This is a genomic window from Candidatus Competibacter phosphatis (assembly GCF_012939995.1).
Classification (GTDB): Bacteria; Pseudomonadota; Gammaproteobacteria; order Competibacterales; family Competibacteraceae; genus Competibacter; species Competibacter phosphatis.
The window spans coordinates 1-21,777 of sequence record NZ_SPMZ01000030.1; the positions used below are offsets into that span (position 1 = coordinate 1).

Annotated in this window: 24 protein-coding genes and 2 pseudogenes; 6 read left to right on the plus strand and 20 right to left on the minus strand. The window is 61.7% G+C overall.

All coding sequences use genetic code 11. From position 1 onward, the window contains the following. Positions 1-210, plus strand: a 210-nt coding sequence (locus E4P82_RS11040) for an integrase core domain-containing protein (protein ID WP_169248937.1), incomplete at its 5' end; no start/stop codon positions are given. A 30-nt stretch (positions 211-240) separates the two neighbouring features. Here the strand turns inward: E4P82_RS11040 and E4P82_RS11045 are convergent. Together E4P82_RS11045 and E4P82_RS11050 are read right to left on the minus strand one after the other, a co-directional pair. After that, positions 241-886: pseudogene (locus tag E4P82_RS11045) on the minus strand (IS5 family transposase); the annotation flags it as partial. Positions 887-975: 89 nt separating this feature from the next. Further along, entirely contained in the window at positions 976-1,413 is a 438-nt protein-coding gene (locus E4P82_RS11050; RefSeq protein ID WP_169248938.1) for a potassium channel family protein, read from the minus strand. A 160-nt stretch (positions 1,414-1,573) separates the two neighbouring features. On the opposite strand from E4P82_RS11050, the gene E4P82_RS11055 reads away from it, so the two are divergent. Beyond that, the gene (locus E4P82_RS11055; RefSeq protein ID WP_169248939.1) at positions 1,574-1,777 is read left to right on the plus strand and encodes a hypothetical protein; all 204 of its coding nucleotides are present in this window, start codon (positions 1,574-1,576) and stop codon (positions 1,775-1,777) included. Here the strand turns inward: E4P82_RS11055 and E4P82_RS11060 are convergent. Further along, positions 1,774-2,352 carry a hypothetical protein gene (locus E4P82_RS11060; RefSeq protein WP_169248940.1) on the minus strand — a complete coding sequence of 193 codons (579 nt, stop codon included), beginning with the start codon at positions 2,350-2,352 and terminating at the stop codon, positions 1,774-1,776. The two genes, E4P82_RS11055 and E4P82_RS11060, sit on opposite strands and share 4 nt — an antisense overlap. Before the next feature lie 329 nt (positions 2,353-2,681). On the opposite strand from E4P82_RS11060, the pseudogene E4P82_RS11065 reads away from it, so the two are divergent. The 4 genes and pseudogenes from E4P82_RS11065 (at position 2,682) to E4P82_RS11080 (ending at position 6,435) form a co-directional block, all read left to right on the plus strand. Next, a pseudogene (locus E4P82_RS11065) lies at positions 2,682-4,881 on the plus strand (FAD-dependent oxidoreductase). 144 nt (positions 4,882-5,025) lie between these two features. Continuing rightward, positions 5,026-5,646 (plus strand): sigma-70 family RNA polymerase sigma factor, encoded by a 621-nt coding sequence (locus E4P82_RS11070; RefSeq protein ID WP_211203122.1) that lies wholly within the window; start codon positions 5,026-5,028, stop codon positions 5,644-5,646. 3 nt (positions 5,647-5,649) lie between these two features. Beyond that, the gene (locus E4P82_RS11075) at positions 5,650-5,844 is read left to right on the plus strand and encodes a zf-HC2 domain-containing protein (RefSeq protein ID WP_169248942.1); all 195 of its coding nucleotides are present in this window, start codon (positions 5,650-5,652) and stop codon (positions 5,842-5,844) included. 150 nt (positions 5,845-5,994) lie between these two features. After that, positions 5,995-6,435 (plus strand): GIY-YIG nuclease family protein, encoded by a 441-nt coding sequence (locus tag E4P82_RS11080; RefSeq protein ID WP_169248943.1) that lies wholly within the window; start codon positions 5,995-5,997, stop codon positions 6,433-6,435. Positions 6,436-6,484: 49 nt separating this feature from the next. Here the strand turns inward: E4P82_RS11080 and E4P82_RS11085 are convergent, their stop codons facing one another. The 17 genes from E4P82_RS11085 to E4P82_RS11165 form a co-directional block, all read right to left on the minus strand. After that, on the minus strand, positions 6,485-7,159 hold the full coding sequence (locus E4P82_RS11085; protein ID WP_169248944.1) for a potassium channel family protein: 675 nt from the start codon (positions 7,157-7,159) through the stop codon (positions 6,485-6,487). Beyond that, the gene (locus tag E4P82_RS11090; RefSeq protein ID WP_312914778.1) at positions 7,156-8,610 is read right to left on the minus strand and encodes a TrkH family potassium uptake protein; all 1,455 of its coding nucleotides are present in this window, start codon (positions 8,608-8,610) and stop codon (positions 7,156-7,158) included. The genes E4P82_RS11085 and E4P82_RS11090 overlap by 4 nt, the downstream gene beginning before the upstream one ends. Positions 8,611-8,732: 122 nt before the next feature. After that, the gene (locus tag E4P82_RS11095) at positions 8,733-10,175 is read right to left on the minus strand and encodes an FAD-dependent oxidoreductase (RefSeq protein ID WP_169248945.1); all 1,443 of its coding nucleotides are present in this window, start codon (positions 10,173-10,175) and stop codon (positions 8,733-8,735) included. Between the two features lie 15 nt (positions 10,176-10,190). Further along, complete coding sequence (locus E4P82_RS11100) at positions 10,191-11,243, minus strand: cyclase family protein (protein ID WP_169248946.1); 1,053 nt, start codon at positions 11,241-11,243, stop codon at positions 10,191-10,193. A 1-nt stretch (position 11,244) separates the two neighbouring features. After that, positions 11,245-12,060: an SDR family oxidoreductase gene (locus tag E4P82_RS11105; protein ID WP_169248947.1), complete on the minus strand. Its 816-nt coding sequence runs from the start codon at positions 12,058-12,060 to the stop codon at positions 11,245-11,247. A 360-nt stretch (positions 12,061-12,420) separates the two neighbouring features. Then, complete coding sequence (locus tag E4P82_RS11110) at positions 12,421-14,370, minus strand: sigma-54 interaction domain-containing protein (protein WP_246327530.1); 1,950 nt, start codon at positions 14,368-14,370, stop codon at positions 12,421-12,423. A 93-nt stretch (positions 14,371-14,463) separates the two neighbouring features. Further along, positions 14,464-15,093, minus strand: a complete 630-nt coding sequence (msrA, locus tag E4P82_RS11115) for a peptide-methionine (S)-S-oxide reductase MsrA (protein ID WP_169248948.1) — start codon at positions 15,091-15,093, stop codon at positions 14,464-14,466. 87 nt (positions 15,094-15,180) lie between these two features. Further along, positions 15,181-15,678, minus strand: coding sequence for a hypothetical protein (locus E4P82_RS11120; protein WP_169248949.1), 498 nt, complete (start codon positions 15,676-15,678; stop codon positions 15,181-15,183). A 236-nt stretch (positions 15,679-15,914) separates the two neighbouring features. Continuing rightward, positions 15,915-16,487, minus strand: coding sequence for a protoglobin domain-containing protein (locus tag E4P82_RS11125; protein WP_169248950.1), 573 nt, complete (start codon positions 16,485-16,487; stop codon positions 15,915-15,917). A 38-nt stretch (positions 16,488-16,525) separates the two neighbouring features. Next, entirely contained in the window at positions 16,526-17,080 is a 555-nt protein-coding gene (locus E4P82_RS11130) for a DoxX family protein (RefSeq protein WP_246327531.1), read from the minus strand. A gap of 14 nt (positions 17,081-17,094) precedes the next feature. After that, positions 17,095-17,568 (minus strand): hypothetical protein, encoded by a 474-nt coding sequence (locus E4P82_RS11135; RefSeq protein ID WP_169248951.1) that lies wholly within the window; start codon positions 17,566-17,568, stop codon positions 17,095-17,097. Next, positions 17,555-17,890, minus strand: a complete 336-nt coding sequence (locus E4P82_RS11140) for an HvfC/BufC N-terminal domain-containing protein (RefSeq protein ID WP_169248952.1) — start codon at positions 17,888-17,890, stop codon at positions 17,555-17,557. The genes E4P82_RS11135 and E4P82_RS11140 overlap by 14 nt, the downstream gene beginning before the upstream one ends. Further along, positions 17,874-18,749, minus strand: a complete 876-nt coding sequence (gene bufB / locus E4P82_RS11145) for an MNIO family bufferin maturase (RefSeq protein ID WP_169248953.1) — start codon at positions 18,747-18,749, stop codon at positions 17,874-17,876. The genes E4P82_RS11140 and bufB overlap by 17 nt, the downstream gene beginning before the upstream one ends. A gap of 11 nt (positions 18,750-18,760) precedes the next feature. Beyond that, positions 18,761-19,036 carry a BufA1 family periplasmic bufferin-type metallophore gene (locus E4P82_RS11150; RefSeq protein ID WP_169248954.1) on the minus strand — a complete coding sequence of 92 codons (276 nt, stop codon included), beginning with the start codon at positions 19,034-19,036 and terminating at the stop codon, positions 18,761-18,763. 705 nt (positions 19,037-19,741) lie between these two features. After that, positions 19,742-20,212 carry a HupE/UreJ family protein gene (locus E4P82_RS11155; protein WP_169248955.1) on the minus strand — a complete coding sequence of 157 codons (471 nt, stop codon included), beginning with the start codon at positions 20,210-20,212 and terminating at the stop codon, positions 19,742-19,744. Continuing rightward, positions 20,209-20,766, minus strand: a complete 558-nt coding sequence (locus tag E4P82_RS11160) for a HupE/UreJ family protein (protein ID WP_246327537.1) — start codon at positions 20,764-20,766, stop codon at positions 20,209-20,211. Before E4P82_RS11160 ends, E4P82_RS11155 begins: the two co-directional genes overlap by 4 nt. Before the next feature lie 80 nt (positions 20,767-20,846). Beyond that, positions 20,847-21,734, minus strand: coding sequence for a HupE/UreJ family protein (locus E4P82_RS11165; RefSeq protein ID WP_246327532.1), 888 nt, complete (start codon positions 21,732-21,734; stop codon positions 20,847-20,849). Positions 21,735-21,777 lie beyond the last annotated feature (43 nt).

Below are 21,777 nucleotides of genomic sequence, written 5' to 3' on the forward strand. Positions count from 1 at the left end.
CGGTCGGCGGGCATGGGCATCCTGGAGCGCTTGAACCGCACCTTCAAGCACGAATTCGTCTTTCGTCACGAGGTCAGTACCCTGGCTGATCTCAAGACCCTGTTACCTGGATTCCAGTATTGGTATAACGAGCGCCGGTTGCACAGCCATTTGGAGTATCGTCCGCCCGCCACCGTTTTGGCCGACGAGGTGGCCGCTATACTCTCTTAACTATCGGAAGTCTTTTTTGGGGCAGTACAAGGTGTGCAGCTCGCTGCGTTTGGCAATCTGCACAGTGACCTGCTCGCCCAACACCTCGCGCACGCCCCGCGCAAAGGGCTCGCCCGTGTAGCTGCTGTCGGTTAGTACGCTTTGCACTCGGTTCAGCGCTGCCTTGCAGCGTTTGAAGGCCTGCAAGGCGCCCTTGCGGTCAGTGACCTCTGCCGTGGTCACCGCCATCGCATGCGGCAACCCCTGGGTGTCCACCGCGATGCGGCGCTTGATGCCCGAGATCTTCTGGCCGGCGTCATCGCCCTTCAGGCCCGCTGTGTCCGTGTTCTTCACACTCTGTGCGTCCACGATCAAGAGCGTGCTGGAGGCGTTGCGCCCCTGTCTCTCGCGGGCCGCGCCAACCTGATTTTTTTAATGCCTGCTCCAGCAGGCTCACGCCATCCTGGCCCGGCTCGCTCCACTGGGCGAAGTACGCATGCACCGTGCGCCACTGGGGAAAGTCACTGGGCAGCGCTCGCCACTGGCAGCCCATGCGTAGCAGGTACAGCACGGCGCAAAACACCTCGTACAGGTCTACCGTCCTGGGCTTGGTTTTGCGCCTGGCCTGCTCCAGCAGCGGCAAAATGGGCCCAAACTGTTCTCTACTGATGTCACTGGGGTATCTCTTCGTACGCATCCCCCGATGTTCGCAGACTCAGCAGAAGATCGTGAACACGTTCTTAGGACAACCTACCCTGGAAGCGAGAAATCGCTCGCTTCCATATCTCATTCCGGCCCGAGATGCTTCCAACTCCGTTGTACGACGATGAACAACAAGGCTGTTGACCATCCCACCAATAGGATGCCGTCCAGCGCCTCGATCCCGCTCAATAGACGCCATTCGGAGTCCGTCAGGGTAATGTCGCCATAACCCAGGGTAGTGAAGCTGACCACGGAAAAGTACAGGCTCTTTTCAAAGGTATCGAGTTGATCGCCAGGGAGCAGGACGTAGGTTAATGCCCACAGCGTGACTTCCACGATATGCAGCAATATGAGGACAATCGCGGTCCACATCACCGCTGGCAACGCCGTGTGTGGCTTGAAATTGCCATTATGATCGCCGTAGCGCCGCACTGCGTAACGTATCCAATAGGTGGTTCCCATGGCGTGGAGGACTACCGTCAGCGCGATCAATAAAACGGCAACGAGTAAGAGCATCAACATGTTGAGGTTCCCGAGTCTGTTGCGTTGGCTATTGAACATACCATGCATAGTGGTTGCGCTGAGCTAGCGATCAAGTGCGCTGGGGGATCGCGAAAACTGCTAGGCGGTGCAGGGACTGGCGCGGCTGAATGGTCAACCGGCCCGTCAGTCGGTTCAGGGGATGCTCCCCGTTCCCACCGACGCCCGATTGTTCGGCGGCCACGAGCTGTTGTCCGGTCTGTCCCGGGCTTCCTTCAAGTCGTCCAGCAGCCTGGCCGATAGCGCCCGCAGCGCCGCGCCAAGCGATGATCAAGCTCGACGCCCCTATCCCATCCGGCAACGAGTTCCGGTGATGTGCCCGGATCGGCAGCCAGCCGTTCGCTAGGGGATGAATCCGCAGCGTTCGCCCCAGATCAGAAAAGGGTTGTAGCTTTTCTTCCCTCCCGGCGGTGGGGGGCTCGCCGCCGGCTTTTGGTCTTCCACGATCACCGTGACATTCTGGGAATCCTTGGGCGTAATCGCGTTCCAGATCTTCAAGACTTCACCGCTGTCGGCCACGATGCACCCGTCCGACCAACTCGCGTCCGTCCCCTTGTGGATGAAAATGTCATCCGAATGACGCGTGCGGTTGACCACCGGCACGCCTTTGCCCAGATAAATGCCGACCCGGCGTTTCTGATTATTCTTCCATGGACACGGTTTGTTATCGGGCGGCGAGCCCGAGTCGATCTTGTCGGCCATCCAAGTGGCATACCCTGCATAAGTGCCCGCTTCGACTTTGACCGCCGGGTCCCACCAGCAGGGAGTGCTGACGGAAATCGAGCCTGAATTGAAGGAAAGCGTTCCCTGATTCTCGCCGCGAACCACTTTGATTTCGTAGGTCATGATCGCCACCTCTATAGCAGAAGGGAAAGTCGGGTCAACCCACGGCGACTTGATGTGGCCATGAAGGGTCGTCAATCGGCAGACACATCCCATGCCAATTTTTCAGACACTGAAATGTAACGATTTTTCCTTGGCTCGGCGATTTGTCAACACGGAATCGGTCGTTAGAGGTTCAAATGGACCCGCCCGGTGAGCCGTATCGGTTCGATCCGACCCAACCCGCCGGTGGCGCCGAGGCGCGAGACGCAAGCGCCGTGATGGTCGTTCACCGATCGGTCTTGGAATAGCAGCGTGGTAAAAATCGACCATCTTCGCGCCGCTGTAAGGTTTCGATGCCCGCTTCGACTAAATCCCAAAACGCTTTTCCCCGAACCACCACCCGCACCACGGGAACCGGAGCCCACATGAACCTTCGTAAGCTTCTGCTGATCGCGGCACTTGTTCTGCTGGTCGGCGCCTTCTTCGCCTTCGATCTGGGCCGCTACCTCAGCCTGGATTTCTTCAAATCCCAGCAGGCCGCCATCGAAGCCTATCGCGCGGCGCAACCGGCCCTGACCGCCGGGCTCTTCTTCGCGATTTACGTGGCGGTGACCGGCCTGTCGCTGCCGGGCGCGGCGATCATGACCTTGGTCGCGGGCGCCATCTTTGGCTTGTGGTGGGGCACGCTCATCGTCTCCTTCGCCTCCACCATCGGCGCCACCCTGGCCTTCCTCGCCTCGCGTTTCGTGCTGCGCGACTGGGTGCAGGACCAGTTCGGCGAGCGGCTGAAAACCATCAACGCCGGGGTGGAAAAGGAAGGCGGTTTCTATCTGTTCACCCTGCGGCTGGTGCCGATCTTCCCCTTCTTCGTCATCAACCTGGTGATGGGCCTGACCCCGATTCGCACCGGGACCTTCTATTGGGTCAGTCAGGTCGGCATGCTGGCCGGTACCCTGGTCTATGTGAACGCCGGTACCCAACTGGCGCAAATCGACTCCCTGCAAGGCATTCTGTCGCCGGGTCTGCTGGCCTCCTTCGTTCTGCTCGGGGTGTTTCCGCTGATCGCCAAGAAAATCGTCGCGACGATCCAGGCACGGCGCGTCTACGCCAACTGGTCCAAACCCGCCCGCTTCGATCGCAACCTGATCGTCATCGGCGCCGGCAGCGCCGGACTGGTCACCGCCTACATCGCCGCGGCGGTCAAGGCCAAGGTGACCCTAATCGAGAAGCACCAGATGGGCGGCGACTGCCTGAACACCGGCTGCGTGCCTTCCAAGGCGCTGATCCGTTCCGCCAAGCTGTTGTCCCACATGCGCCGCTCCCAGGAATTCGGCATCCGCAAGGCCGAGGCCGAATTCGAGTTCGCCGAAGTCATGGAGCGGGTACAACGAGTGGTCAAGGCGGTCGAACCGCACGACTCGGTGGAGCGCTATACCGGCCTGGGTGTGGAAGTCATCGAAGGCACGGCGACGATCACCTCGCCGTGGACGGTGGATGTGGCCACGGCGGACGGGACACGGACCCTGAGCACCCGCGCCATCGTCATCGCCGCCGGNGCCCGGCCCTTCGTGCCGCCGATTNCGGGGCTGGAACAGGTCGGGCTACCTCACTTCGGACAATGTCTGGGCACTGCGCGAACTGCCCCGGCGGCTGGTGGTGCTAGGCGGCGGGCCGATTGGCTCGGAACTGACCCAAACCTTCGCCCGTCTTGGTGCCCAGGTCACCCAGGTGGAAATGGCGCCGCGCATCATGATCCGGGAAGACCCGGAAGTCTCGGAACTGGTGACCCGGCGCTTCCGCGAGGAAGGCATCGAAGTGCTGGTCAACCACAAGGCCAAACGGTTCAAAATCGACAACGGCGAAAAGGTGCTGATCGCCGAGCACGATGGTCAGGACGTGCGCATCCCTTTCGATCAGGTGCTGGTCGCGGTCGGTCGGGTGGCCAATACTCGGGGCTATGGACTGGAGGAACTCGGCATCCCCACCACACCCGCCCGCACGGTGGAAACCAACGAATATCTGCAAACCCTCTACCCCAACATCTACGCCGCCGGCGATGTGGCCGGACCGTTCCAGTTCACTCACACCGCCGCTCATCAAGCTTGGTACGCTTCGGTCAACGCCCTGTTTGATCCGCTGAAAAAGTTTAAGGCTGATTATTCGGTGATTCCCTGGTCCACCTTCGTCGATCCCGAAGTCGCTCGGGTCGGCCTGAACGAGCAGGAAGCCAAGGCGCGGGGTATCCCTCACGAGGTCACGGTGTACGGCATCGACGATCTGGACCGCGCCATCGCCGACGGCGAGGCCCACGGTTTCGTCAAGGTACTGACCGTGCCGGGCAAGGATCGGATTCTGGGCGCGACCATCGTCGGCGAACATGCCGGCGATCTGCTGGCCGAGTATGTGCTGGCCATGCGCCACGGCATCGGCCTGAACCAGATGCTCGGCACCATCCACATCTACCCGACCCTGGCGGAAGCCAACAAGTACGCGGCCGGCGTCTGGAAGAAAGCCCATGCACCCGAGAAACTGCTGGCTTGGGTGGAGCGCTTTCACACCTGGCGGCGCGGTCCTGACGGACGTATGGCGGAACCGGTCACCCAAAAGGCCAAAGCCACGGTCTGACAAGAACCGACCAAGCAAGCCGCGACTCCGGGGAAAACAAGGATCGAGAGCACCCGACCCGGTTGTTGCAACTCTCCGGTCATGACGCCATCATCTGGCCCGATGGCCCGCGTTCGCGGGTCCTTCGACGCCGGAGAAAGGGGAATGAGCGTTGCCAGCAACTCTTCAGTCAGCGGGAACGATCCTTCGCAGCTACTGAGGGACGAGAGATTCCTAATGGGTTTGCGCCGCGACATGCTTCGTTTTGCGGAACTGCAACTACGCGACCCGGCCGCCGCCGAAGACATGACCCAGGAAGCGCTTGCCGCCGCCGTCAGCGGCCAGGCGCGTTTTTCCGGCCGCGCCGCCCTGAAAACCTGGGTGTTCGCCATCCTCAAGAACAAGATCGCGGACCACCTGCGCCAGCGCCGGCGCATCGTGGACGCGGCCAGCTTGGCGCGGGAAGCCGCCGACGAGGCGGATTTCGACGAGCACCTGTTTGACCGCAAGGGCTTCTGGCGACCGGACGAGCATCCCGACGACTGGGGCAACCCGGAATCCACTTTTGCCCAGCATCAGTTCTGGGCGGTCTTCGAAATCTGTCTGACGCAGTTGCCCGACAACACCGCCCGCGTGTTCATGATGCGCGAATTTCTCGGTTTCGACACTGCTGAAATCTGTCGGGAGCTGGGCATCGCCACCAGCAATTGCCACGTCATTCTGCACCGCGCCCGCATGGGGCTCCGACTCTGCCTGGACCAACGCTGGTTCGGATCGGAGGGCTGATCGATGTTGAACTGCAAGCAAGTCACGCACCTGCTGTCCGAGATGCAGGAACGCGAACTCCAGTGGCGAGAACGCCTCCCGCTCAAACTGCACCTGCTGATGTGCGCGGGCTGCAATAATTTCCGCAAGCAACTGGATTTTTTGCATCGGGCGTGCCGTGAGTATGCTCAGGGACGCTCGGACTCCACGCCACCCTGAAAGCGGCGGTCTGGATCGGTGGGGCGCTGGGTTCCCGCGTTGACGTTGTCTATCATTTATCGGTACTCACCACCATCGACGAACTGGAGACCACCACCACGGCGGTATCCCGCATGACGCTTGGCGCGGCCTACCAGGGGAGAAACACTCATGGCGTTGAAACTCACCTACCACTATCGCCTGCCGGCTAGCGTCACCAACCACGCCGCCGTGATCGGTCACTTGCGGGAAGTGCTGAACGTGTTCGCGAGCAAGGCCGATTGCAACAAATTCTACATCGGCATCACCAACGACCTGAAGCGACGGCGGCGCGAACATGAGCGCGAGCGGCCCGAGTACACTCTGATGTGCGCCATCTACAAGGAAGAGATCAACATCGTCTCGGACAGTTTTCACAACCTGGAAGCCACCGCCGTGGCTCAGTTCCGGGGCGGCGTCGTCAACAAGGCCACCAACCGGGTGCTGCGCTGCGGCAACGACGTGAGCGGATCGCCGGCCAAAAATTGGCTTTACTTACTGGTCGACAAGCGCGACGTGAGCGACATTCCGGTGAACAGTCGGGATGCCGCCATGTGGGGCGACGAAATCTAGTCCACGATCCCACGCCGGATCGCACCCTGCCGGCGCGCGCCGTGCGTCCCTATTCCGGCTCGGCCGCCGGCGAGGGAGGTGGCACCGCCCAACGCTCCCGCAGCTCGGGCAAACTGTCTTCGTGCGCTAGCACCACCACCTCGTCCTTGAGCTTGAGCGCGAAACCCGCCTTGGGCAGCAGCATCTCATCGTGGCGGTAGACGCAGATGGCCGCGCAGCGTTTCGGTAGCGACAGGTCCTCGACCGGACCCACCTCCTCCTCGCGGACGATCAGGGAAAACAGCCGCGACCCGCATTTGAAAAACTCGGCGAAATCTTCGGGCAGGGTGCCGAACGCCAGATCGGCTAGCGCGCGGGCGGCCTGCAGGTGCGGAATGATCAGATCGGTCAGGCCCAGTTCGATGCAGATCGGTTGGAATTCCGCGTCGTCGATCTTGGTGAAAATCCGACGAAAGCCAAGCGAGCGCCCGACCAGACTGGCCAAAATGTTGGATTGATCGTTGTCGGTGAAACAGCACAACACGTCGGTGTGCTGGGGTCCGACCTCCCGAAGCACCGCCGGCTTCGAACCATCGCCATGAATGAAACCGCAGTCGAGCGTATCCACCAGCGCTTCGATACGCTCCTTGTCCTGCTCGACAATTACCACCTCCGCTCGGCGGCGGATCAAAATTTCCGCCGCGCCGACCGTGGTCAGGCCCGCTCCGATCAACGCGATTCTCATGTTTCTTCCGTCGTTCTGCCCCACCAGGTTCGCGGGTAAACCAAAATGAGGAAAGCCATCACCTCCACCCGCCCCATCAGCATATCCGCGCACAGCACGATTTTCAGTAGCGGGTGTAGCTCGGGACTGGCGACCCCGGCACTCAGGCCACAGGTCGATAGCGCGGATACCACTTCGAACAGAGCTGCCAGCGGATCGACGCCGTACAGCAGGAAGGGCAGCCAGGACAGCAGCGCGGCCAGCGCGTAGGCGGTCACGATGCCGATCGCCGCCTCCAATTCCACGTCGTTGAGACGGCGCCCCGCGACATACGGTTCGATGACGGCGTGACGCGGCACGGCGGTGCGGGCGAACAGCAATCGCAGCAATCGGATCAGCACCAGCCAGCGCAGAATCTTGATGCCGCCGGCGGTCGAGCCCATGTCGCCGCCGATGCCCATGCTGACGATCAACACCAATTGGGCCGCCGCCGGCAATTCGGACACCGGGGTGTTGGCAAAGCCGGTGGTGGTCTGGGCTGAGATGGCCAGAAACGCGGCGTCCGCCAGCCGGACTGGACCGGCGAAGGCAAAGCAGGCCACCAGTGCCGCGAAGGTGATCAGGCAACCGAGCCACAGCGCCCGCACTTCCAGATCGGCGTACAACAGACGCGACCCCATGCTCCAGGCACGGTATTGCAGGGAAAAGGAAGTCGCGCCGAACAACATGATCAGCGCCAATACCGCCAGGGTGGGCCAAGGACCAAGACTGCTCAAGCGGTCGTAACCGGAAAAACCGCCGGTGGATACCGCCGCCAGTATGTGAATCAGCGCATCGAACGGCGCCGCCCCGGCCAGCCACAGCAAGGCCACCCCGGCGAGGGTCAGTGCGACGTACACGGCCAGCACCTGCCGGGCACGCCAACGGGTGCCGGTCACCAGTTCCGCCGCGTCGGTTTCGATACCGGCCAGCCGACGGGTGGCCACGCTGGGCGCCAAGATGAAGGCGAGCGCCAGCACCGTGATAGCCAGCCCGCCATACCACTGTAACCAGGCGCGGGCGAACAGGAAGGTGGAGCTGTGACCCTCGACGGTCGGCAGAACCGACAGGCCGGTGGTGGTCACGCCGGAGGTGGCCTCGAACAGGGCATCGAGAGGGGCCAAGCCGTCCGCCATCAAGGGCCAAACCATCGAAGCCGCCGCGATCAGAAAGGCCAGCGCCGTGACCACCAGCGCTTCGTTGATCTGGATTTTTTGCGGCGCGGCGATCCGCGCCAGTCCGCCTCCGCCGATCACCAGCAGCAGGGCGACCAGGGCAAAACGGTTCGCGCTCTCATATGCCTCGCCGTGCAGAGCGACCAGCACCGGCACGGCCGCCATCGGTGCCATCGACAGCAACAGCACGCCGAGATATTTCAGCACGACCCGGCGCCGGACGGCGAATACCAGCAGCCGAACACTCTGTTCGGTCACGTTTTCCCCTTCTGGAGAAGTCACTCGGGGGTATTGTCAGCTTATCGAAAGGAGGCAAACTGAGCCACTACCCCTCCTTTTGATACGTTGACAATATCGGATAAAGCTGGGTAGCGCGCCATTCATGCCGACCGCTCCCCTTGTTGCAGCCGTTCCGCCACCCGCAACGCCCAGGCGTAGATGGTCAGCGAGGGATTGACCCGGCTGGAGCGCGGCAGGACGCTGCCGTCGACCACGTACAGATTGTCCAGACCATGCACCTTGCCGTCGGCATCCACCACCGAGGTGCGGGGATCGCTGCCCGCGACCAGTGTACCGCAGGCGTGCGCGGTACCAGCCAACGGAATCGCCTTGGCCGCCGCCGGCAGGCCGATTTTCCACAGCGAGCGATTGAAGTCACGCACCAGCCGGCGATGTTCCTCCCGTGCCGCCGGCAAGCGCGCCGGGTCGTAGTCGAGCTGGGGATACTGCGCGCCATTGCGTTGGGCGACGACACGGTTGGCGGGATCGGAACCGTCCTCGGTCTGCAAGAAGAAGCCGTAGGCGCGATGACCGAGCGCACGGGCGAACCCGCGCGGCACGAAGCCCGGAATCAAGGTGCTGAGCAATTCGCCGTCGAAACCCAAGGGCTGGATGCTGCTGTGCGGCAGCCGTTCGTTCAACAGCAGCAGGGTTTTCCGCAGCAGATCGGTTTTGGGCGTGGCGGAAAACGCCAACACGGCGCTGAGCAGGTGGGATTTGTAATTTCGTCCCACTGCATCCGCGCACGGCAGCCGCTCGGCCAAACCACTATCGGCCAGATAGCCTTGCAATAAACGCGGCGAGTGCAGCGCGCCCGCCGCCAGCAGCACCGCGTCGGCCCGGAATTTGCCGCCGTCTTCAGTGTGAACCCCGAGCAGTCGCTCGGGCCGATCGGGATCGGCGACGAAATCGCGAACTGCCTGCCCAGTCAGTATGGTGAGGTTGGGCAGATGTTGAACTCGCTCCAGCAAAGCGTGCTGGCCGTCAGCCTTCAGGTTCTTGACCGAAGCGAAAGCGTCGAAGTGCGCGGCTTCTTCGGGATGTTCGACGATGTTGGGGTCCAAGGCCAGCGTCAGGGGCCGGGCGTTCCAACCGGCACTATTGCGAGTCAGCTTGCCGACGATGGCTCGCAGATCCGGTTCCGGTTCGAATCGATGGACGCCCAGCAAGATTTCCGCTTGCTCGTAGTAAGGCAGCAATTCCCGATACGCAATCGGCCAAGGCAAGCATTGATGCGCCGGTTCAGCCTCGAATTCGTGCGGTTCGAATCGCGCCAGGGCCGCGCCATACCACTTGGTCTTGCCGCCCAGATTGAAATATTCCTCCGGCTCGAAGATTCGATCGTTCTTGTCCAGCCAGTGCTCCTTGCTCTTGAAAATCCCCTGCCGGATCACCTTATCCACATCCAGGGTGCTGCCGTCGCGCGGGAGTTCCTGACCCTTCTCCAGCAGCAGCACCCGGCGACCGGCGTGCGCCAAGGCATAAGCCGCCGCCGATCCGCCCGCGCCGGAACCGACGATGAGAGTGTCATAACGTTCGTTCATGATGGTGTGGCCTTCTCAAAAAACCGCCGCCGGGGCGATGACCGCCGCCGTGGAGCCGCGGGTCTTGGCGTGGGTGACAGTGAACAGGAATTCGTGGACGCCGTGCCGCGCCAACTCTTCGGTCGCTAGATTCTCCAGACCGAACATTCCCATTTTCACGTACATGGTTTGAGGAACCAGAAAGGGGCGTTCCGGGTCTTCGCCGGGCACCGGACCGTAGCTCCAGGTATCGGCGCCGGTCAACGCGATGCGCTGGGCGTACAACCAGTTCACGACATCCAAGCTGGGACCGGGCTCGCCGGAAAGAAACTCGGCATTATCCTTGCCCCACAGCCCGCCCCAGCCGGTGTGAAACAGCACTGCGTCGCCGGGTCGCAGCGTAACGCCCTGCTTCTTCAACGCGCCTTGCACGTCGGCCAAGCCGATCACGTAGCCCTTGGCCAAGCGCTCCACACCCTTGTAGGCGGCGATGTCGATCAACACGCCCCGGGTGACGATGGGCGGCACGGTTTCAGTGCCGAAGCGGTTCAAGCCCCACGACTCCACCACGTCACGTGTGGTCCAACCGTTGTAGAACCGGTCGCCGATCTGGATGTGGCCAATGGAATCCAACTGAGTGCCGACCTGGAAGGTTCCCACCTGAATCTCGGTGATCCAGTTGATCTGGTTCTTGCCCCAACCCTTGCCATCGACATCTGGGCGGCGCAAGTTGGTGAAATGCGGCGAAACGTCGGCGGTCTGGTGCCAGTAGCGGCCGGGAAACTTCGGGGTGTCGTCATCCAATATCCGTCCCAGATCGACGATGGTGCCGGTCTTCACCAGAGCGGTCGCGGCTCGCACCACGTCAGGCGTGATCTCGTTGAGCGTACCGAGCTGATCGTCCGCGCCATAGCGGCTCGGCCACCAGGGCTGTACGTCGGCGGGCAAGCCGGAAGGGTCGGCGCGAGAATCCGAATGGGTCGGCGTTCCCGCTTCGCTGGTAGCCCAAACGCTGGGTTGCTGAGCCAGACACAGGCCCAGCAGCACCATTCGCAGGGGCATGGTATGGCACGATACGATCCGCTTCATGTCAGCCTCCCTGATCGAAACCCGGATAGAGGGTCATGCCGCCATCCACGTACAAGGTGGCGCCGGTCACGTAGTCGGAATCGTCGGAGGCTAGCCACACCGTGGCGCGGGCGATGTCGTCCGGCTCGCCGACCCGACGGGCGGGAATCAGCTTGAGCAGTTCCGCCTCGGCCTCGGGGGTCATCCAAGCGGCGGTATTGATCGGGGTCTTGATCGCACCGGGCGAGATGGCGTTGACGCGGATGCGCTGTGGCGCGAGTTCCTGAGCCATGGTTTTCATCATCATGCTCACCCCGCCCTTGGAGGTGGCGTAATTGACGTGCCCCGCCCACGGAATGACATCGTGCACCGATGAAATGCAGATGATCTTGCCGGCGACGTGCGACAGTTCCGGTACCACGCCGCGACGGAGGAATTCGCGAACGGCGGCGCGGGAGCACAGAAATTGGCCGGTCAGATTGATGTCAATGACCCGTTGCCAGTCGGCCAAGCTCATCTCGACCAGCGGTGCATCTTTTTGGAGGCCCGCGTTGTTGACCAGGATATCGACGCTGCCCCAAGCCTCGATCATTTCGGCGAACATCGCCTCGACTTCGTCTTCGCGGCTGACGTCGGCGCGAATCGCCATCGCTTCACCACCGGCGGCTCGGATTTTCTCGACCATAGCGTGCGCCCGATCCGCGCCGCCAGCGTAATTGACGACCACTTTCGCGCCGGCCGCCGCCAGCGCTTTGGCGATGGCGGCGCCGATGCCGGAACTGGCACCAGTCACCAGGGCACGCTGACCTTTCAGAACTGGTTTTTGGGTGTCGCTCATGGAAATTATTCCTCGGGTGCTGGCAGTGGGCTGGATGGAAAAACCTCATACCACCAGGATAAGCAACACCTATGCCAGATCAATAAATCAGATAAATATCGATATATATCAGCATATTATTGATATATATTTGGCATTCGATCCTCTTGCGGGGCCGTGACATGTCGAAGGGACTGTTAAATATGATGGTCGGGGTGATTGGGCGTGTCGTGTCGGCACCCTCTGTTTTCCATGTCCGTGGTGCTTACGCATCGACAATGCGTAATATTGTGCTGATGGCCCTGTCAGTGCCCAAGTCCTGACATCCGCGATACATCGCGGAATTGCTAAATACGGAGGGTTGCGAAGCGTAACAGGGTTTCAAACCACGGCCTTGGGCTTGCGGATATTGAGTTTCTGCATCCGCGAGCGCAAGGTGCTGGGATTGAGATCCAGAATCGCCGCCGCGCCCTGCTCGCCCTCGATGACCCAGCGGGTACGCTCCAACACTTGGAGGATATAGGCGCGTTCCATGGCTTCAAGCGAGCCCACCGGTTCCAGCGCCACCGGCCCGGCGGTGTCCGGTGCCTCCAAGCACGGGTCCAGCGCGTTGCCAATTTCCAATAGGGGACCCTGGGCGAGAATGGTCGCCCGTTCGATCACGTTTTGCAGCTCCCGGATGTTGCCGGGCCAGGAATAGCGCAGCAGTTGCCCACATGCTTGGGGCGAGAGATCGTGAATCGTCTTGCCCATCTTTTTGGCGAACTGGTCCAGAAAATAGCGCGCCAGCAGCGGAATATCGGTCGGACGCTCGCACAAGGACGGCAGCCGGATGGGAAACACGTTCAACCGATAATAGAGGTCAGCGCGGAACTGACTGTCCTTGACCATTCGGACCAGATCGCGATTGGTGGCGGCCACCAGCCGGACGTTGACCTTCAAGGTCTGGGTGCCGCCGACCCGCTCGAATTCCTGATCCTGCAACACCCGTAGCAACTTGGCTTGGGCGCTGGCGGTCAGCTCGCCGACTTCGTCCAGGAATAGGGTGCCGCCATCGGCCAACTCGAAGCGACCCTTGCGTTGAGCGGTGGCACCGGTGAACGCGCCCTTTTCGTGGCCGAACAGCTCGCTTTCCACCAACTCGCCGGGCAGGGCGGCGCAGTTGACGTTGACGAACAATTTGTCGCGGCGCGGGCTGAGATCGTGAATCATGCGGGCGATGACGCTCTTGCCGGTGCCGGTCTCTCCGGTCAGCAACACGGTGGAGTCGGTGCCGGCCACCGGCTCGGCGTGGGCGAACACCTCCCGCATGGCCGGCGAGTCGCCGACGATGTGACCGGGGGTTTGCCGGGTTTTGATCTCCTCGTGCAGGTAGAGGTTTTCCAACTGCAACTGCTTGAGGGTTTCCTCGGAATGCCAGCGCTCGGTTACGTCGCGCAGGATCAGGGTGTAAAAGTGCTGGCCGCCGAGCTCCAGCGGCGACAGCGTGGCTTCCACCAGGAATTCCTCGCCGTCGCCGCGCCGGGCCGTCAAGCCTTCCGGCGCCCACAGTTGCCGGGAATTGACCGTGGCGGGCTGGACCGCCAGGCAATAGCCCTTGAGCAGGTTGCCAAAGCGCTTGGAGAGAAACGGTTCGAACGATTGACCGATGACGTCCGCCGCTTGGCAGCGAAACACTTTTTCAGCGGCTGGATTGAACAGGGTAATGCGCTGTTCGGCGTCGAGGGTGACGATGGCGTCCATGGCGCTGGCGAGCACGCTGGCCAGCCGTTCCTCGCTTTGACGCAGGGCCTGTTCGGCCCGCTTGCGCTCCAATTCCACACGGGCGCGGGCCGCGAAAATCTTCAGCAGCGCCATGCCGCGAAATTCCTTGACCAGGGGCTGATCGTGGAAGATGGCCAAGTGCCCCATCATCTCGTTGCCCGATTCGGACACCAAGGGCACGCCGAAGTAGCTCTCGATGCCCAGCGTCACCAGTCCTTGGTCACGGGGAAACATCGCGTAAATTTTAGAGGTGTAGTAGACCGTCTCACCCCGGATCACGACTTCGCAGGGGCTGCCGTCCAAGTCGAATTCGAAGTTGTCTTTGAACCGCCCGTTGAACCAGTACGCTAGCGTCCGCACCCGCCTCTTGCAGGGCAGCAGTTCGCACACAAACGCGTAGCACACGTTGAGGGCCTGGGCGAGTTCCCGCACCAGGGCGTAGAAGAAGTCCGTGCCGGTGGCGGTCGCGGTCCCTTCGACGAGGGCACGCAGGGCCTGCTGCATGGCGTCCTGCCCGTCGGGCATATTCAGGTTAGCATCGTTCTCCAGGACAAAGGGCTCACTCAAGGATTGCGCGACTGTTCCATTCATACACACACCCTCACAGATACTCTCGGACCCTGCCGAATCCAGAAAACTTGGGCACGGCCGCGAGCCGCGTCAATGGGCCATGCCCCAAAGCGTTTCGAGCCGTTGATCCCGGCCGCAGGAATAACGATAGAATTTATAGCGCACGGGATTCTTCCGGTAATAGTCCTGGTGGTAATTCTCGGCCGGATAAAAGGTCGATGCCGGTTCGATGGCCACCACCACCGGTTGCTGGAACCGCCCGGATTGTTCCAGCGCCTGCTTGGATTCCTCGGCCAGGCGCTTTTGTTCGTCGCCGTGATAGAAAATCGCCGGACGGTATTGCTGGCCCCGGTCGCAAAACTGTCCCCCGGCATCGAGCGGGTCGATGTTATGCCAGAAGATCTCCAATAATCGCGCATAGCCGATTTGAGCGGGATCGTAGACGATCTCGACTGCTTCGGCGTGCCCGGTGCCGCCGGCCGAGACTTCTTCGTAGGTGGGGTTCGCTTTGTGACCGCCGGTGTAACCGGAGGTCACCGAGATTACGCCGGGCAACGACGCGAACGGCGGTTCCATGCACCAGAAGCAGCCGCCGGCGAAGGTGGCCTTGGCGGGCTCACCGCCGGCCGCTGGCTGCTCGGTTCCGCGAGCGGGCGCGTACACCCCCAGGAACAACAAGCCGCCGATCAGAACTAACCGCCAGAAATCGAAAATTCGCATGATCATGGACTCCGCTGAGAGGCAAGCCTTTCGCCTCGACCTCTCCCCCAAGGGAGAGAGAGGTGTGGTACGGCTTTTGGAATACCGCTACTTCATGTCCCAACCGGCGGTGTCCCAGTAGCCGGGAGGGTTGGTGTCCTGCATGGCTTCCGATCCCGTATTGGCGACCATCAGCACCAATTCCTCCCCGCCTTTCACCGTCTTGCCATAGCCCTCAACGGTCACGCCTTCGGGAACCTTGAGCGCGATCACCGCATGATCCCGCGCCTTCTCCTCCGGCATGGCGAAGTATTGGGAAGCGTTCATGAAGCTCGACATGAACGCGTTGTTCTTGGCCTGTTTCTGGGCTTGGGCGGGTTCCAGCAGTTTGATGCTGGAGCCGGGCACGGTCACGATGGAACCTCCCTTCATGACCTCCCCTTTCTTGTTGGTGACGGTGACGCCCTCAGGCACGAGAAACCGGTACATCATGTCCGACTTTCCCAGGCCGTTTGGGAAACTTTTCATATTGAACCCTTGGGCGTGAACAGCCATGGCGCTCAGCAATAACACCAAGGCTACATTCATGATGCGAAAAATTTTCATCTTCATTGACCTCATCGATAGGTATAGGTGAATTTCAGGGCTAAAAGAGTGTTGCTCAACTCTCCAAACGCGGGCCGCAACCGCTCCCACGCCCGCAACGACCGCGGATTTCCGATCGCGGTCGCTGCTGATCGATCCCCCCGGCGACCTTTCCCGATTGTCCGGGGGCGTTGCTCCATCCTCTCGGCCAGCGCTGAACACGCTGCCTGATCGTCGGCTTCGTGCGTTTCGGTTGGCTACCACAGCCCTTCCTTGACATAGAGCTTGCTCAGCAGCGCGGCTTGCAGGAGGATGGCCTTGAGCAGGGCATGCTGCATCCGCTCAATTTCGTGATGATCGTTGCCACCGGTGGCAAGGAATGGGCGCACCGTCACCGCCAACGGAAAAGCCAAGGCAACGATGTAGCGAAATCGGAGCAACGGTGGTTCTGAGTGCTCCGGTGAATTCGCATCGACTTGCCGGAGCCAGGGAGGCTCTTGTGGAAACAGACAGGTTTCGAACAACCACTGTCGGAACCAGCGGCGCAAGGTGGCGGAATCGTCGGTTGTTTCCTTCCGCCAGCGCTCGCCGTGCAATACGGCCAGCTCGGTGGCCAAGGCCGGGTAGGCCGCCACCATGCCGAGCAGCCGGTCCAGATAATCGTCGGTCTGCCCCTTCAGAATCCGCCAGACCTTGCGCAGCGCGCGCGCGTCGTCCGCCGAAAACAGGCCGATGTGCCAGAGCAGATCGATGTCGTCTTGATCGGGAAACCAAGGTAGAGCGGCCACGGCAACCGCTTCGCCGTCGGGGGCCTGGGCCAAATGGCTCATGGTGGCTTAATCCTCCTCGGTATGATGGGTAAGGTCGGTCAACGGCGGATCCATCGATCGATCAGATGATCCAGGGACAGCTTGCCGGGACCGTGGCAAAGCGTGATCAGCAGCAGCAAACCCCACACCTGATGTTGCGCCAAGCCAGCGTCGTTCAGGTCCGGATAGGACAGGACCGCCACGATGTTGAACACGAACAGCACCAGCGCGGCGTAGCGCGTTCCCAGACCCAGGAACAGGAACACCGGCAGCAGCAATTCCGTCGCTGTACCCATGTAAGCTGCCAACGCGGACGGCAGCAGAGGTACGTGGTACTCGTACTCGAACAGCGTGAAGGTGGTCTCGGTCGGCAGCAGACTCAGCGGATAGCTGAAACTGTGTCCGAACAGCGTAAAGCTGCCGCTCACGGTCTTAGTCAGCCCAGAGCTGAAGAAAGCGGCGGCGACCCAGTAGCGGGCTAGAAAATCGGCGACCGGAGTCAACAAATCCGCAGTCTTGTGAAACAAAGCGTTAGCCTTGCACAACACAGGTCCGGTTTTCGTCCACCAAGAACGCTGAGCTGGGGAATTGGCGAATGCGTCGGCGGTCATCATGATGGTTTCCTTGGTCAGGTGGAAAAACGATCGTCGGGCAGTTCGAAGGCGGTCACGACACCGCGCGCGACATGGCTGCCAAAGTGGGCCGGTAAGTCGAAATCCGGTTGCGCGGCCATGGCCCGTTCGCAGGCACCGGTAAAGTCACAGCCTTCGTCGAAAGCGCGCAGCAGGTTGAATTCCCCGTCCCGCAGGGGCTGAAATTCGATGTCCAGGGTCTCGCGCCGGAACACCAGCAGCTTGACGCCGCCCTCGGATAAATCCATGAGCGAAGCCTCGTTGGCGTCTTCCTGGTTGCCCTGCCAGATCCGCAGGATGGGAAAGGGCGATTCCAGCAGGCGCGCGGCGGGGTGCAACTGAAAGCGCAGTTCCCCTTGTCGTTCGGCCGGCACGCTCGCCAGCGCTCTTGGGTCCAGCGGCGCGTGGCGGGCGGCATGAAAAACCTGGTGGTAACTCCATTCCAACCGAGCGACATCAGGCAGATACACCAGCTCGGCGGCCGGTTCGAACGCACGCAGAAACGCCGGGAAAAAAACCGCCGTACTCGTGCAGATCGCCCAAGCGGGACGGATGGCGGGCGATGTATTCGGCGGCGGCGTAGCGGAAGAACCCCTCGCCCACCAGCTTGCTCACCACCGGGTAGACCGCTTCCAGCGCACCGGTCAGGCCCAGCCGGGTATTGTTGCGGTAGACCCGCAAGCGCCGTGCGCCGGACAAACCCGCCGCGCGAATGTGGTGTTCGAAGCCGCTGCTGTCGCTGTCCAATACCGCTGCGGCGAAGCGTCGTTGCAATTCATGCAGCGCGAGCATGGCGTTCCTCCAGGATGGTGTCCGCTTGTTGGGCCTCGCCCACCAGCACCGCCAATTCGGGCAAATCGCTGTCCCATTCGATCAGGGTGGGAATGGGGCCAAAGCGTTGCACCGCCTGGCGATAGAGTATCCAGACCGCCGGATGGACGGGCCGATTGTGGGTATCGATCAGGATCTCGCCATCCTCGAAACGGTTGACGGTAAATCCAGCCAGATGGATTTCCTGGACGGCGTGGCGCGGAATCCCCCGCAGGTAAGCACCGGGGTCGAAGCCGTGATTGCGAGCGCTGACGTAGATGTTGTTGACATCTAGCAACACCCCGCAACCGGCGCGTTCGATCAATTCGGCCAAGAAATCCCATTCCGGAATCGACGATTCCACGTATTGCAGATAGCTGGAGATGTTCTCGATCAGGATTTGCCGGCCAAGCAGGTCTTGCACCTGGGAGACCCGTGCAACTAGGTGATAGAGCGCTTCTTGCGTGTAGGGTAGCGGCAGCAGATCGTTCAGATAACGCCCACCGACCGAACCCCAGGACAGATGCTCCGACACCAACGCCGGTTCGAACCGCTCGATCAGATGCTTGAGCTTGGCCAAATGCGGTTTGTCCAGCGGATCGGTCGAGCCGATCGACAGGCCGACACCGTGCAGGCTGAGGGGGTAATGAACCCGGATGCGCTCCAGATAATCCAGCGGCTTACCGCCCGCTCCGAAATAATTTTCGCTGTGTACTTCCAGCCAGCCCACCGGTGGCCGAGTTTCCAGTATCGCGTCGTAGTGCTCGGCCCGCAGGCCGATTCCGGCGCGAACCGGAATCGAACTGGGACCAAGCCGGGATGTTGCCGGCTTGGCGCTCATCGGGGATATCCTTAAGCTGTTGGCTTCAGGCTGCCACCGACGATCTTCTCGCAGCTGCCTTTGGGGACATAGATCCAGGAATCCCCCTGACCGTCCTTGCTGGCCTGGCCAGCACAGGCATGGGCGTTGGTCTGGCAATCGTTCTTGCCGGCCTTGACGACGCCATAACACTTCTCGGCGCCTTTCTGTTCGGGCACCGGCTGACTGCTCGCCTGGTTGGCGACGGCAACCAAACCGAGGGCAAAAACACTGGCCAGGGCGGAATTCACGAGGGTTTTGCTGTTCATGACACAAGGCTCCTTCAGGGTTAAACGGATTAGCAAGAGAAGGGATGTGCCGCTCACTGGATGCCCCGGATTCGTTTTGGGATTTCAACCAGTGGCGGCGACCCGCTTGATCTGTTTCAAACCCCGTGCCAAGCTCGAAAATTCTATTTTAATAGATATAAATCAATATGTTATGTGATATCGATGGTTGGATGCCTGGCGAGAGGGTTTTCCTGAGCCGTGTTATTTCATGGCCGCCGCGATATGACGTGGCCTCCATTCGCGGCGAGCTTGGAGAAAAGCAGCAGGGAGGATACTGGCGGAAAAATCGCCGGTTATTCAGAGGCGAGATTGATGGCGCGTGGAAATCGCCAGGCGCTTTTCCCATCTGAGCCAGCCGATGGTGATGGGTTTGGCTTTTCGGTCGGCCGCTCCAGACCGTGCGGGAACGGCGGCGCGATACCTATCGCGACGCCAAGGCAAAAGCCGGTGCGTATTGGACCCAGCTCGACCTGAGATCGAGTTGGGCGCCGTGGCTGGCAAGATCAAGAGAGGCGGTTGGCAGGCACTATTACTTTCCGCAACTCGCGTGGTTTCATGACACCGATTTTGCCAACCAACCGAACATCAGTAGACCGGTCGCGGCGATCCAGCTTCCAGCGACGCGCACGGCGATTCGCGGCCGGCCAACCGGTAACGCCGTGACTTCGGCCGACAGAATGGCGGTCAGAAAAAAAGATCGCGCTGACCGCGCCTCCCAGCGCCAGTCCGCCGACACCCACCTGGGCCATGGTCGCGCCATTCACGAAGCCATGCAGCCCCCCCGGCCACGATGGCGAACACGGTGACGCCGATATCGCGCACCCGCGCGTTCAGCGCGACCAGCGCGCCGGCGATGGCGAACGATAGGGTGGTGAGCAACGGCAACGTCGCCGCGGAAGGCCAGCGCGCGCCGATGAGGCCGCCGATCAACCACGCGACCGGCAGCGCGAACACCGCATATCGCGCCGCGCGCGTCCCTCCCTGGCCGGCAAGCAGCGCGAGCGCGACCACGACCAGCAGATCCGAGGGAGTCACCGCGACGTGCGCGATGCCGTCGTAAAAGGCACCGAAGCCGGTCTCGACCAGGTGGGCATGCGCCGGAGTCGCGACGACCGCCGTCAACGCGACGATGAGCTTGGGTATCGCTCGCCTCATGCGATCGCCCGCCAAAGGAAGAACAGTCCCGCCAGCGCGACGCCGCCACCGGCGGCCCGTACCGCCTGGCGTCCCGCCGCCCAACGGTGCGCTTCGCCGAGTAGGATACCGACCAGATGGAGCAAGCCCGTGGCAACGACGAAGCCGAGGCTGTAGAGGAGCGCGCTCGTGCCTTCGGGCAGTTCCCGACCGTGGGCGTGGCCATGGAAGATCGCGAAGAACGCGACGAGCGTCGCCGCCAACCACAGCGGAGGACGCAACTGGGCAAGCACCATCGCGCCGAGCACGATCGCCGAAACGGCGATGCCGATCTCGACGCCGGGAACCGGGATGCCGAGCAGTCCCATGAGACCGCCGAACGCCATCACCACCGGGAACGCCACCGGTAGCACCCAAATCGCGGGGGAACCGAGCACGGCCCCCCAGAGCCCCACGGCAACCATCGCAAGGACGTGGTCGAAGCCCGAAATCGGGTGCATGAATCCAGAGAGGAAGCCGGCGGCCTGGCCCGCCTCCTGATGCGCCAACGCGATCGCCGGCACGAATGCGAGCATCGCCGCGCCCAGCACCGCGTGAAACTTCCAGCGTTTCGTATTCGTTGTCATGTGACCTCCCGCCCGTTTCATGTTCATGGTCATGTAACCCCTCGCAACAAAATCGCAACCCGCTGGATCGTCCAGAACGCCCCCAGTGTGCCGACCAGATAACCCGGAAACCGCTCGACCAGCCTTGGCCAATGGAATGCGAGCAGGCGGAACGAGCGCTCAAGCAGCAGGATGCCGAGCACGAACGCGAGTTGCCCGATTTCGACACCGACGTTGAACAGAAGCAGCGCCAGCGGAATCTCACTTTCGGGCAGGCCGAGCTGGGCCAGCCCGCTTGCGAAGCCGAAGCCATGCAGCAGGCCAAAGGCAAAGGCGACGACCCACGGGTGGCGAATGGTGAAACTGGTTTCGCCGCGCCAGCTCCGCACGATCTCCGGCCCGAGAAACAGGATCGAGAGCGCGATCGAGGCGTTGAGCGGCGCCGGCGCGACGTGGGCGACGCCGAGCGTCGCCACGGCGAGGGTGATGCTATGCGCCACCGTGAAGGCGGTCACCGTCTTTATCAACATCCAGCGGTCACGGACGATCAGCAGCAGCCCGAGAACGAACAGCAAGTGATCGACCCCCAACAGGATGTGTTCGATACCCAGATAAAGATAAGACCAGGCGCCGCTGGGGGTCGCTTCAGCCGACCCGTATAAGTGCACTGAAGGTTGACTGCCGGTGAGAGCGTAGACATGGGACTGGCCGTCGAGCCATAACACCTTCACCATGGCTGCGGAGTAGGCTTTGCCAACCCCCTTGACGCTCAACTTGCCCGTCATGCCGTTGCTGCCGCAGCGCACCCGATCCTCCTCGGCGTGGCAGCCTTCCGGCCACACCAACTTTAGGACTTCGCTCGCCGGACGATTGCCGCTGGCTGTCCATTGCCACTGGAATTCGGTGGGCGAGATTTGGCGCAGTTCCATCTCGGCCATGCTCATCTCGTGCGCCACCGCAACACTCGTCAATAGGCAGCAT

Coding starts and splice junctions, on each gene's coding strand:
- E4P82_RS11050 (WP_169248938.1), bottom strand. CDS start 1,413: ATGTTGATGCTCTTACTCGTTGCCGTTTTATTGATCGCGCTGACGGTA.
- E4P82_RS11055 (WP_169248939.1), top strand. CDS start 1,574: ATGCTCCCCGTTCCCACCGACGCCCGATTGTTCGGCGGCCACGAGCTG.
- E4P82_RS11070 (WP_211203122.1), top strand. CDS start 5,026: ATGAGCGTTGCCAGCAACTCTTCAGTCAGCGGGAACGATCCTTCGCAG.
- E4P82_RS11075 (WP_169248942.1), top strand. CDS start 5,650: ATGTTGAACTGCAAGCAAGTCACGCACCTGCTGTCCGAGATGCAGGAA.
- E4P82_RS11080 (WP_169248943.1), top strand. CDS start 5,995: ATGGCGTTGAAACTCACCTACCACTATCGCCTGCCGGCTAGCGTCACC.
- E4P82_RS11085 (WP_169248944.1), bottom strand. CDS start 7,159: ATGAGAATCGCGTTGATCGGAGCGGGCCTGACCACGGTCGGCGCGGCG.
- E4P82_RS11095 (WP_169248945.1), bottom strand. CDS start 10,175: ATGAACGAACGTTATGACACTCTCATCGTCGGTTCCGGCGCGGGCGGA.
- E4P82_RS11100 (WP_169248946.1), bottom strand. CDS start 11,243: ATGAAGCGGATCGTATCGTGCCATACCATGCCCCTGCGAATGGTGCTG.
- E4P82_RS11105 (WP_169248947.1), bottom strand. CDS start 12,060: ATGAGCGACACCCAAAAACCAGTTCTGAAAGGTCAGCGTGCCCTGGTG.
- msrA (WP_169248948.1), bottom strand. CDS start 15,093: ATGCGAATTTTCGATTTCTGGCGGTTAGTTCTGATCGGCGGCTTGTTG.
- E4P82_RS11120 (WP_169248949.1), bottom strand. CDS start 15,678: ATGAAAATTTTTCGCATCATGAATGTAGCCTTGGTGTTATTGCTGAGC.
- E4P82_RS11125 (WP_169248950.1), bottom strand. CDS start 16,487: ATGAGCCATTTGGCCCAGGCCCCCGACGGCGAAGCGGTTGCCGTGGCC.
- E4P82_RS11130 (WP_246327531.1), bottom strand. CDS start 17,080: ATGATGACCGCCGACGCATTCGCCAATTCCCCAGCTCAGCGTTCTTGG.
- E4P82_RS11140 (WP_169248952.1), bottom strand. CDS start 17,890: ATGCTCGCGCTGCATGAATTGCAACGACGCTTCGCCGCAGCGGTATTG.
- bufB (WP_169248953.1), bottom strand. CDS start 18,749: ATGAGCGCCAAGCCGGCAACATCCCGGCTTGGTCCCAGTTCGATTCCG.
- E4P82_RS11150 (WP_169248954.1), bottom strand. CDS start 19,036: ATGAACAGCAAAACCCTCGTGAATTCCGCCCTGGCCAGTGTTTTTGCC.
- E4P82_RS11155 (WP_169248955.1), bottom strand. CDS start 20,212: ATGAGGCGAGCGATACCCAAGCTCATCGTCGCGTTGACGGCGGTCGTC.
- E4P82_RS11160 (WP_246327537.1), bottom strand. CDS start 20,766: ATGCTCGCATTCGTGCCGGCGATCGCGTTGGCGCATCAGGAGGCGGGC.
- E4P82_RS11165 (WP_246327532.1), bottom strand. CDS start 21,734: ATGGCCGAGATGGAACTGCGCCAAATCTCGCCCACCGAATTCCAGTGG.